Source organism: Leptospira mayottensis 200901116 (assembly GCF_000306675.2).
Lineage (GTDB): Bacteria > Spirochaetota > Leptospiria > Leptospirales > Leptospiraceae > Leptospira > Leptospira mayottensis.
In genome coordinates this window covers 711,561-722,500 of the sequence record NZ_CP024871.1, presented here as the reverse complement: position 1 = coordinate 722,500, position 10,940 = coordinate 711,561, and the positions used below count along the sequence as shown (strand labels likewise).

9 protein-coding genes (1 of these 9 only partly in view) are annotated in these 10,940 nt (G+C 38.0%); 6 read left to right on the top strand and 3 right to left on the bottom strand.

Translation table 11 applies throughout. The features are described 5' to 3' along the window. Window positions 1-1,831, bottom strand: the 5' portion of a protein-coding gene (locus tag LEP1GSC190_RS03315) for a PAS domain S-box protein (RefSeq protein ID WP_002761634.1). It extends 494 nt beyond the left edge of the window; 1,831 of the gene's 2,325 nt are visible here — the first part of the coding sequence; its start codon is at window positions 1,829-1,831; its stop codon lies off the left edge, out of view. A 266-nt stretch (window positions 1,832-2,097) separates the two neighbouring features. On the opposite strand from LEP1GSC190_RS03315, the gene LEP1GSC190_RS03310 reads away from it, so the two are divergent. Both LEP1GSC190_RS03310 and LEP1GSC190_RS03305 read left to right on the top strand, forming a co-directional pair. Then, window positions 2,098-2,961: an alpha/beta fold hydrolase gene (locus LEP1GSC190_RS03310; RefSeq protein ID WP_002761466.1), complete on the top strand. Its 864-nt coding sequence runs from the start codon at window positions 2,098-2,100 to the stop codon at window positions 2,959-2,961. A gap of 45 nt (window positions 2,962-3,006) precedes the next feature. Further along, the gene (locus tag LEP1GSC190_RS03305; protein WP_004281201.1) at window positions 3,007-4,164 is read left to right on the top strand and encodes a serine hydrolase domain-containing protein; all 1,158 of its coding nucleotides are present in this window, start codon (window positions 3,007-3,009) and stop codon (window positions 4,162-4,164) included. Window positions 4,165-4,199: 35 nt separating this feature from the next. Here the strand turns inward: LEP1GSC190_RS03305 and LEP1GSC190_RS03300 are convergent, their stop codons facing one another. Then, window positions 4,200-5,399: a DegT/DnrJ/EryC1/StrS family aminotransferase gene (locus LEP1GSC190_RS03300; RefSeq protein ID WP_002761418.1), complete on the bottom strand. Its 1,200-nt coding sequence runs from the start codon at window positions 5,397-5,399 to the stop codon at window positions 4,200-4,202. 362 nt (window positions 5,400-5,761) lie between these two features. Between LEP1GSC190_RS03300 and add the strand changes: the two genes are divergently transcribed. From add to LEP1GSC190_RS03285, 3 genes are all read left to right on the top strand, one after another. After that, the gene (gene add, locus LEP1GSC190_RS03295; RefSeq protein ID WP_002761502.1) at window positions 5,762-7,090 is read left to right on the top strand and encodes an adenosine deaminase; all 1,329 of its coding nucleotides are present in this window, start codon (window positions 5,762-5,764) and stop codon (window positions 7,088-7,090) included. A 919-nt stretch (window positions 7,091-8,009) separates the two neighbouring features. Continuing rightward, a complete protein-coding gene (locus LEP1GSC190_RS03290) occupies window positions 8,010-8,636 on the top strand; it encodes an LBL_2463 family protein (RefSeq protein ID WP_002761572.1) in 627 nt (208 codons plus the stop codon). Window positions 8,637-8,656: 20 nt separating this feature from the next. Next, a complete protein-coding gene (locus LEP1GSC190_RS03285) occupies window positions 8,657-9,559 on the top strand; it encodes an LIC10906 family membrane protein (RefSeq protein ID WP_004281207.1) in 903 nt (300 codons plus the stop codon). A 29-nt stretch (window positions 9,560-9,588) separates the two neighbouring features. Here the strand turns inward: LEP1GSC190_RS03285 and LEP1GSC190_RS03280 are convergent, their stop codons facing one another. Beyond that, complete coding sequence (locus LEP1GSC190_RS03280) at window positions 9,589-9,990, bottom strand: helix-turn-helix domain-containing protein (protein WP_002761578.1); 402 nt, start codon at window positions 9,988-9,990, stop codon at window positions 9,589-9,591. A 557-nt stretch (window positions 9,991-10,547) separates the two neighbouring features. Between LEP1GSC190_RS03280 and LEP1GSC190_RS03270 the strand changes: the two genes are divergently transcribed. Continuing rightward, window positions 10,548-10,766, top strand: coding sequence for a B9T54_RS14040 family protein (locus tag LEP1GSC190_RS03270; protein ID WP_002761537.1), 219 nt, complete (start codon window positions 10,548-10,550; stop codon window positions 10,764-10,766). Window positions 10,767-10,940 lie beyond the last annotated feature (174 nt).

Genomic DNA, 10,940 nt, shown 5'->3' with positions numbered 1-10,940 from the left:
CCAGATCCAGGAGAGATTTGATGAGGTCACGAATTCGAACGTTAGCCGCTTCAATTCTTTTATAAATTTCTAATCTTTCCGCCGGAACGGATTCTTCGGCTTCGATGAGTTCTTCAAGATAGAGAAGACTCGCTTGAAGAGGATTGTTCACCTCATGTGCGATTCCGGCGGCGAGTTCTCCGATGGAAGCGAACCTGGCAGTCTCGTAGAGTTGTTTGTCCAAAAGTTTCGTCTGGGTAACATCCGAAAAGATCAACATTACAGTCTCCCCGCCCTCTCTATATTTTTTAAGAGGAAGGATTTTGATTGAGAAGAAATTTTCCTCTTCTTCAATATATCGAATCGTAAGATCCAGAAAGACAGCCCTTCGAGAATCAAGACAATTTTTGATTCCGGCTTTAAGTTCTTCCTCTACATTTTGATCAAAGAGAGAAAAGAAATTCTCTCCGGAAGTCACATTCAAAACCTGGAATAAAAGAAATTTAAGAATCGGAGCCACTTCCAGAACGATTCCTTCCGGAGTGAGAATCACGATCCCGTTGTTCATTGCGGAAAATAAATTTCTAAGTTTGATTTCGGAAGAACGAATGAGTTCCTCGTTTTTCTTCTGTTCGGTGATGTCAAGAAGCAAAAGAATTGTTCCGATCGAGTTTCCGTATTCATCCCTGATTCTAGACGAAGCAAGAAGCATAGGAACTTCAATATCCGGAAAAATTTTCATTTTAATTTCTGTTCTTAACTCTTCCTTATAAAGCCTGTCCAAAATTGCAGGAGATAGATCTATAAATTTTCCCAGAGGAAGGTCGATAAAATCCTCTTTATGAATTCCTAATATTTTTTCGAGACTCGGATTACCGTAAGTTATATAACCCTCGTCGTCAGTGGAAATGAGAGGAACTTCTATGGAATTAAGAAGCGCCCCTTGGAATTGCAGTTTTTTAGAATTTTCTATTCTCGTCCTTTCGGTTTTCGCGTTTTGAAGAGAACTATGGACATCAGAAATAATTTCCTCGTAGAGAAAATTTTCCCCGGAATCAAAAGCCATTCCTTCCAAGGATAAAATCTCGATTCCGACGAGGAATTGTCCCTTTTCCCGGATTCCGATCGAAAGACTTCTACGGAATTTATAATCCACAAAGATCGATTCCCATTCGGGATACTTTCCGTTTCCAAACTCGTGAATGATAAAGTTATCCTTCGTATCGATCAGTCTCCTCATAGGAAACGGAATATTCGAAGAAATGAATGAATGAATTTTGAGTTTCAACTCCGAATTTATGCCGCTTTGTCCTAAAACCTGAAGTTCATCGTCCTTATAAAAAAAGGCCCAGACTAAAAAGTAATGAGGATTTTCCTTCAAAGTATCGCAGAGTTTCTGGAAGATGGCAACTTCCGAAGTCAAGTATCTCAGGTTTTGCCTTAAAAGCCTCAAGGTCCTTAAGATACTTTGCATATAATAAAGTCTAAGTTCGGTTTGTTGAATTTCGGACTGATCGGTGAAATAAAATAGCAGTATCCCTTGCCCGGCAAAAGTCGAAGCGTTGATCGTACAATTGACGAACTTTTTCTTTCCACTTTTATGCCGGAGTTGCCAATAAACTTTTAAAGGAGGTTCGTTGTGTTTGACCGTAAAAGTTTTCCTCGGATACGAGGAACTAAAAAGAATGAAATCACGCGATTTCCCTTGGAGTTCTTCGGAAGAATAACCTAGGATATTTTCAAGAGCGGGGTTTAGATAAAGAATGGTTTCGGTTTCCACATCCAAAGCGAGAATTCCTTCCTGAATCGGATGGAAAAAGGAACGAAGCACGGAAGATAAAGTGTCTAACATCCTGATTCCGGGTAAAACCTGGAGTGAGTCTCGACTTACTTTTGATTCTTTGCAAGAACTAATTCCGGAATTTTATTTTTACTGATTTCGACAAACATTCTAAACGAAAAATTGCTTGAAAGGAAACTTTAAATCCCACTGAGATAGGATTCAAACAAACCGTTTTCGGCTATGCCTTTTTCTGATTCCGGCTCATCGAGCGTTAAGACGAATTCCGAATCAATCCGCCTTCCGAAAAGAGAAAATGAAATAGAGAATCTGCATTTATGAAATCGATGTACGAATTATTCCTCAACTATTATCATTGGAAAAAGAAAAAATACATGAAAGAAACTCTCGGGTTTCGGGATTTTGAAGTAGAAACTGGAGGAAATTCAATTTATTTTCTGGAAAAAAACCAGAAACAAAATAAGACGATTCTTTTGATCCACGGTCTTCTGGATTCAGCAACAGGACTTAGAAAAGTGGCTCCTAAAATTCGGCAGGACTATCGAATATTGATTCCGGATATACCCGGATTTGGGAAAAGCAAACTCCCGCCGCTAAAGTATCTGTATCAAATAGATGTATTCGGAGATTTGATTTACGAGGCGATCCGAAAACTGCAACTCACCAAACTTGTATTAGGCGGTCATTCCATGGGAGCCTTGATCGCAATGCACGTCGCTCTCCGAGACCGCGAAAAAAGAATTTCTAAATTAGTTTTGATCTCTCCCGGCGGAGTCCCACATCCCCAACGGGACGAGATGAAAGAACTTCTGTTTCCTAAAAACGAAGACGACCTTTTAAAACTGATTGAGGCTTTGTACTACGAAACTCCGGAATTGCCGGGAAAAATCGCGAGAAAGGCACTCATTCGATCTTGGAACGAACTTCCAAATCAATTTCTTACCGCAAATACTTTGGAAAGAGAAGAAGAAATTTTTCTTGGAAAAAAACTGGGAGAAATCAAAATTCCGGCGTTGATCGTGTCGGGCAAGGAAGATCCAATAACGGATGTCGCAATGACGAAGAAACTACATTCTTATCTGAAAAAGAGTAAGCTCGTTCTACTTCCCGAGGCAAAACATGCAATTCACATGGAAAAACCGGAAGAACTTTCTTTAGAGATAAATCGTTATCTCAATTGAATCGGAAATTATTTCCGTAATGAACTTTTCAAAAGAGGGATTAAAATGATTTATAGATTCGAATCGATATTGATCTGCCTTGTGGTTTTGTTTGTATTCACGTGTAATCTTACGACAAATCGCAGAATTATAGATAAGGAAGAACGAATGCGCAATTATCTTTTGAAATACGCCGGGAATGGTTGTAATCCTGGTCTGCAATATGCGGTCACATCTCCTCGGGAGTTACTTTATAGTTCAAGCGTAGGATCGGCGGATATAGTGGGAAATGTGCCTTTGACCAAGGAATCACAAATGATGATTCATTCTATGTCTAAAACGTTCACTGCGGTAGCAGTTCTTCAATTGATAGACCAGGGAAAACTTTTTCTAGATGATTCGGCGCGCAGATATCTGCCGTATATACCGTACGATGAGAAAGTGACAATCCGCCATTTATTAGCGCAAACTTCTGGTATTCCTGATCCAATTCCCTTAAGCTGGGTTCATACCGCACAAGAGGACGGTTCGTTTGACGAGGATCGCGCACTCCGTGAAATCTTAGAAAAATATTCGAAACTGAATTTCGAGCCTGGAAAACGATACTCTTACTCAAACATATCCTATTGGCTTCTTGGTAAGATTGTGGAGAAAATTTCTGGAGTTTCTTATAAGGAATATATGACTTCTAAAATATTCAAGAAGTTGAATCTTTCTGAGTCTGAGATGGGTTTTTCGATTCCCATAGGACCGAGACACGTTAAGGGATATCTCAGAAAATTTTCGTTTCTGAATCTTTTTAAATCTTTCCTGTTGGATTCCAAGTTTTTCGGAGAATACGAAGGAAATTGGCTGCATATCCGTGATCACTATTTGAACGGTCCATCCTTCGGCGGAATCATTTCTAACGCTGAATCAATAAGTTTCTTTTTGCGGGATCAGTTAAGTGAGGAATCCGTCCTTTTTTCCCACAATGTGAAGTCTCTTTTTTACCAACCTCAAAACGACAATCAAGGAAACTCAGTAGAAATGAGTTTGGGCTGGCATATTCGGTCTTTGAATGGAAATCGGTATTATTTCAAGGAGGGCGGGGGCGGCGGATTCCATAGCGAAATGAGGATTTATCCCGACCGAGGAATCGCGACCGTAGTAATCTCCAATGATACAGAATTTAATACCCGAGATTTTTTGAACGAGACCGATCCTGAATTCTTCTCCAAGTAAGACGACTATGTGACGCAGACTCAAGGCGCTCCTACTTAAAGGGCGCCGAAAATTTCTTTGACCGCTTTGATTACGTCTTGAACGTCTTCTTCTTTCATTCCGGGAAAGAGCGGAATGGAAAGCGATCTCGCATACATCGCGTTCGAGTTGGGGAAAAGTTCTTTTTTAAAACCGAAACGAGAACCGTAAAAAGGATGCTCGTAAAGAGGAATAAAATGAAGGCTGGAACCTATATTCCGTTTTTTTAATTCGGATGCGAAGATATCACGATCCATTTTCGAAGAAACGCAATCCACTTCCACTCGGAAAAGATGCCAGGAATGTTCTCCGTTCGGCGCGTTAAGAGGAAGGTGTAAAAACGGAAGATCAGAAAATTCTTTTTTGTATAATTCGGCTATTGAAATTCTTCGCTTCCAAAGATCATCTGCTTCGGAAAGTTGAACAATCCCGAGAGCCGCGGCTATATCCGCCATATTGTATTTAAAACCAGGAGAAACAACTTCGTAATACCACCCGGGACGATCGTAGGTTTCCCGATTGATTCCGTGCAGGCGCATGAGTTTGATTCTTTCGGCAAAATGAGAATGGTTGGTTGTTACCATCCCTCCTTCTCCGGTTGTGATTCCTTTGGTCGCATAAAAACTGAAAACGGTAAAATCGCCGAAAGTTCCGATCTTTCTTCCTTTATGAACGGCAGGGAAAGCGTGAGCCGCATCCTCTATCACATAAAGATGATATTCTTTAGCGATTTCTAATATACCTTCCATGTCGCAGATAACTCCCGCGAGATGTACAGGAAGAATGGCTCTTACTGTTTTACCGGTTTTTTTGTGAAATAGGGTTCCATTTTGATAAATACATTCTCTTTCTATGGTGGTGCGAAGGGTTGTGGGAGTCATCAAATTGAAAATCGGATCCACATCCGTAAGAATAGGTTCCGCATCGAAGTAGCAGATTACTTCAGCGGTTGCGGTGAACGTCACCGCAGGACAGATGGCGGCATCTTCACGACTCATTCCGATCGCTTCCAAAGCCAAGTGAAGCCCGGCGGTCGCTGAATTGAGAGCGAGAGCGTAATCGGCTCCGGTGTAACGCGCAAATTCTTCCTCGAATTCCTTTACTTTTGGCCCCGAAGTAATCCATCCGGAGCGGAGGACCGCGGAAACCTCTTCGATGGCCCTTTCGGAAATACAAGGAAGAGCAAATGGTAGAAAGGTTTTGCGTGCTGTAATCATATATCGGACATAACCTCCGGTGCTTTTTTAACTTCGGCAGATTAGCGGTTTTCCTGAGTTGGAAATAGATCCGTGAAAGTGAAAAATGTGGGAACTCCACAATCTCCAATTTGAAATGAAATCATGATTGCAAAGTCGTTAATAATAAAATGTGAACGCATTATATTCCGAGTAATGCTCTTTTTTAAAAAAGATTTTTAGACGAAATTGAAATTGGGAAACGCGTTCAGAATCGTTTACTATGAAATTCGCAGGAGATTCGCTCATCTCCCTATATCCAATTCACTTTCTTGAATCCTACACCTAAAACCCAATTTTGAATCAGAATTGAAATCTTTTCCCAGAAAATATATTTTGCCTTAGTGGCCTTAACTTTTGGGGAAATTCTAGACAGAATTCGGATCATCGACCGGGATGTTACCGAACTGAGTCGCCTAAAATCCAGGCTTCCCGCAGATCGACCTTATTCGTCTTCTTTACAAATTTCTTTCGATAAACAGATCAATGAACTCTTAAACGAAAGGGTCGGGCTCATGGAACTCGAAGTTCTGGATCCACCTTCTTGGATTCTAGGAGTTCCCACAATCGGGGTTCCACAGGAAACACCGGTTCCGATCAAAGGGCTTTTTCCATCCGGAGATTTATCCAAGGAAAAACCGGACGATCAAGACGTAATAAACTTCCTTCGGGAACTTCCCAAGACGGAAATCCATCTCCATCTTGAGGCTTGTGTCAACAAAGACACCATGAAACGGTTGATGGCAAAGAATGGAATCAGCGTAACGGACGAAGAGTTCGAAGCTAAATTCAACTTCAAAGATCTCAATGGATTTATTCAGGTATTTTTTTTCATCCAATCCCTTGTAAAAGAACCTGCCGATTTTTCATTTTTCGTGGAAAGTCTCTCAGAATATATGAGAGCCAACAACATCGTATATACGGAGGTATTTTTTGCTCCGTCTAAGTTCATCCAGAACGGGCTTGATTTTGAAGAGATGGTAAACTTTCTCATAAATCGCATCCGAGAGGAAAAAGAAAACGACGGGATCACCATACGATTGTTAGTCGACGTATCTCGTTCTTTCGGACCGGAAAACGCGATGAACAATTTGAACCGAGTTTTGAAACTCAGACATCCCGAGGTGATCGGAATCGGACTAGGTGGCGCGGAGCTTATGGGACCTGCGAGAGACTACCAAGCCGTTTTCCAAAAAGCAAGAGAAGCAGGTCTGAGAGTGGTAGCACATTCTGGAGAAGACGACGGCCCTTGGGCGATTTGGGAAGCAGTGGAACTGCTCAAAGCTGAAAGGATAGGGCACGGAACCTCTGCTATCCAAGATCCCGAACTGGTAAAATATCTGAGAGAGAATCATATCCCTATCGAAATTTGTGTGACGTCTAATGTCTTCACCGGAAAATACGTCCGAAAGGAACAGAATCACCCCGTTCGTTATTATTATGATCAGGGACTTCCTCTCAGCATCAACACGGACGATCCAGAAATATTCAATGTAAATCTTACATACGAATATTATAAACTATGGAGATTCTTGGATTTCTCTTTGGATGAAATTGTGGATCTAATCCGCCAGGGAGTTTTCGCCTCTTTTCATCCGAACAAAGAATCACTTTGGTCGGAAATGGAAAAAAAGATTTATCTCGTAAAAGCAAGATACGGTCTGAAACGATAAGATTTATCTTATTCCTTCTCGGATAAATTCGAATCCCATTCAAGTCACTTTCGCTCAGGCATTTATTGGAACAATTGTTTGTTCTAAAATCCAAGTATTTTTCACAAAAGGCATGAAACTACAAAGTACAACTTATCCCTACAAAAATAACTCCAACTCCCAGCGCTTTTAAGTGCACCTTTCCAATAAGTCTGCTCCAAATCAACTCCCACTTTCAGCAATAAAGTCCGTTCCAAAGCACAAAAAAACGTAATTTGTGGGAACTCCTACGTTTTTATTACTGGCTCACTGAATGATTATAACTGATTTCTTTTAAAGTCTTGGGACATTCTATTTAGAATCTTGTTTTTTTCCTGTTAGGCGAAGTGCTGTACTATATTATTTTAGAAAATTTGGATACTTTTCTTAAGCATGATACGATTCTTACTCATGCCTATATGATAGAATGAATTTGAAATAAATCTTCGTTCAAAAGCGGAATTTTTATATAGTTCTAGGTTATAACGAAGTTATATCGAAATCATCTATCTCTAAAATAAAAATAATTTATAATACCCGGAAACGACGTTCCAAGCTAAAACTGTAAGCTTTTAAAAACAAGTTCTGACTATATCGTTTCAAGTATTTTCTCGACAACAATAGAAATTCTGCTTATAAATGGATGTTTCTCTTCTAAATCCATTGGCCTTTTGAATCTTTTTTCCCTTTTGGCCCAATCAGACCGACCTACTTTTTAACACTAGTTAACTTTGAAAGCCCTTTTATTTCCAAAACCACTCGAATTTGCCAGTTTTGCGCCTTGTTTATAGATTAAAAGCCCCAAAAGAAGGAATTCGAATGAACCAAACATCCTATTCTTGTAATTATATAAAAATTAAGAAAGGTTTGAATTAATATTGTAATGTGACATAATTATATAATGATAAAAACTTTAGAAACCTCCTCAGAAAATCAAAAAATCAAATCAAGATTAAATGGATTCCAATTGCACATTTGGGATAGTACACAAAACAAAGAATTATTAAAACCGGTAAAAGAATTCAGTAAACAAATCTACAAAGATGCAGGCTACTCGGAATATGAAACCATTGACTTAGACAACTGGTCAACATGGTTTTTTGTAACCTTCGATGGACATCTTCAAGCCGCGACTAGAATTGTAGAAAAAACACAAGAAAACTTGATTCCTTTGGAGATCGTCAAAAGATTTCCATCCGGAGAACACTATAATCTCAAAGATATTAACGTAGCCGATTGGAACTCGGTTAGTTTTAAACAAACAATTATTGGATTTCAAGCTTTCAAAATTGCCGCAACTGAATTGGCCCAGTACTGCCTGATTCGAAAATTTAGCATAGTTTACGGTATGATTAATCCAGCATGGAAAGGATTACAGCGAGTGTATTTTGATAATGGAGCAATTCCCTCCGAAGAACATTCAGAAATGGTTTACTACCCCGGATGTTTTCTAAATGGTGAACTAGCTCTCTTTCAGTTGATAGAAATCAAAGAAAACGCTTTACAAAATATCGCGTCAAAATTGTAGTATTTCTGTTGTAAATAGACATGAATTTTTCGAATTATCTTTGTATTAGTGTTTCGCTATATATTTTCTTTTTGGGAATGTATATTTTTAGATTTCCGGATCGTAAAAAGATACAAAGATATTTTCTGATTCTATCTGGTTTTTTTTCGATTTGGATTTCGGCTTTTGTAATACGCCAATTTATAAGCTATGAGTATCGCCATTATGCCTTTGATTGGATGTTAATCCCTACGATTTTCTTTCCAATTCTTTTTGATCGGATTGTTTCTCTTATTTCTAACCCAGATCATAAATCACCGAAGTGGCAATTAGTAATTATTTCAATTTTTGTAATGTATTTTTTATGGGCATCAATTTCCTGCTCGTTTAGCATTCTGGACGACAAAGACGGATTTAAATATACTTCCACGATTCATTATCATATCTTTATCGGATACCAAATAGGATTTGTGGGATATAACATTCTAAAATTAATCAGATCCATCTTTTTATTTTCCGGGGAACAAAGAGTTCGGTTAACTTTGATGGTAATCGGAGTTTTTATTATTTTAATTTTTACGCTTATCTTTATATATATACTTCCTCTATTAGGAATTTTTTATGGGTTCTTATCTTCGATAGGTGCATTGATATTTTTCACATTTTGGGCAGTTGCTATTTTACAATACAATGCTTTTGAAATCAAAGCCGCCGTTCTTTCCGGTCAAAAGGTTTCTTTTTTCAATCGGGTAGTTTTAATTCCATTTCTAATTCTTTTTCGTTATTTAGATCCGAACGAATTTAGAGATAAATCCATTGCGTTCAAGACAGCTCTCACAACAGATATGCTTTATACTGATATGAATCTTTTATTTAATACGGATTTCGAATTAGATAGACGGGCTGAAGTATTAGCAAGAAAATATTACCGATATATTAAGTAATCTTTCTATTTTTTCCAATCTTGAAAACCTTATTTCTCTGAAAGCCGTGCTACAATTAAATTAACCGTGTCTCGATCTTTTTCTATTAAATTTATATATTTTTCGATAATTGACTTTGCGTTTGGAATCTTTTCAGCCCGACGGATTAAACGACTCCATTCTTCTATTTTAATTGTAAGATCCTCGCGAAATTTGACAACATTCGTTATCCTCGGTCCCACTCCATTAAGAACCCAATCTTTTTTATAATTAAAAACTACTTCAATAATAAAAGCGGTTTGTTCTGTTACCTCAATATCATCCGATTCAATTCTACTCAAAAGTGCCTGAGAAATAAAAATCGCAGAAGCAAATTGATTTTGCGTTATTTTTTCCCCGGTCCCTTCGGTTCTAATGAATTTGATCCTTTGCCCTGGTGTTTTTAGTTCCATCTAATTGCATTATTAAATAATATTTTTTTCTTGATTTTTATGCGTGGAGCATAAAATGCAGTCAATCGGTATGCAGAAGGAATATTCCAGTTCATTCATAGTATTGGATAGAATCGCTCGAATTACGCAATCCAAATTCCTTCAAGGAGCACTTCTATTTAATAACAAAACCCTACTCTTTCTTTTGAAGAAAGATTTTGGAAAATTATGGAGACATTTTAATTCACAAAATGAGATTCCTCGATAACTCTATGTTATTGCTACTTTCGTATTAAATCTTTGTGTTTGGACGAAAATCTCATTCGTACAAATATCTTTTCGCATCCAATCGGCTTAAGACTAAGCCGATATTTTATTTTGCGCACGGAGAAAGACACATATGACTCCAGTTATGTATTAGATACAGAGTTTAAAATTAAATTATAATCCGAGAAATTACTCCATTGAGAATTCGATTCATACAAAGACATTTTAAGTTAAGGCCAAGCAAGTTGCTAGTATTTATTCCATTTTTTTTTGTCGGACAAATTATCCTCGCTGGATGGGAGACACATTCGATGATTTCTTATAACAAAATAAAAAATAAGACACCTCTCAGTTTTAATGATATTGATTTCGAAGAATTGGAAAAAACTCTGAAAATTCAGATCGACGATTTCTCAAGAGAATCAATTCGTCGAAGCGATAATCTTAGACGAATTTTAGCTTTTAGAAAATTCGATAGTTTTCACAAGAATACAAACCTTATGCCACTGGAATTTTTCGAAGAAAAATGAATTAAACTTATTAATATAATATCAATTATAAAACACAACCCATACAGAACCACCAAAGATCAAGTACCTAAATTAATTTTATCACCACGACCCAATATATTAAAGGTTATAACGCCGCTGTTTGTGATTTTCAGAAGTATAATTGATGATCTTCGACTAAAATTTTTCCAGATC

Coding starts and splice junctions, on each gene's coding strand:
- LEP1GSC190_RS03310 (WP_002761466.1), top strand. CDS start 2,098: ATGAAATCGATGTACGAATTATTCCTCAACTATTATCATTGGAAAAAG.
- LEP1GSC190_RS03300 (WP_002761418.1), bottom strand. CDS start 5,399: ATGATTACAGCACGCAAAACCTTTCTACCATTTGCTCTTCCTTGTATT.
- LEP1GSC190_RS03290 (WP_002761572.1), top strand. CDS start 8,010: ATGATAAAAACTTTAGAAACCTCCTCAGAAAATCAAAAAATCAAATCA.
- LEP1GSC190_RS03270 (WP_002761537.1), top strand. CDS start 10,548: ATGATTTCTTATAACAAAATAAAAAATAAGACACCTCTCAGTTTTAAT.
- LEP1GSC190_RS03305 (WP_004281201.1), top strand. CDS start 3,007: ATGATTTATAGATTCGAATCGATATTGATCTGCCTTGTGGTTTTGTTT.
- LEP1GSC190_RS03280 (WP_002761578.1), bottom strand. CDS start 9,990: ATGGAACTAAAAACACCAGGGCAAAGGATCAAATTCATTAGAACCGAA.
- LEP1GSC190_RS03285 (WP_004281207.1), top strand. CDS start 8,657: ATGAATTTTTCGAATTATCTTTGTATTAGTGTTTCGCTATATATTTTC.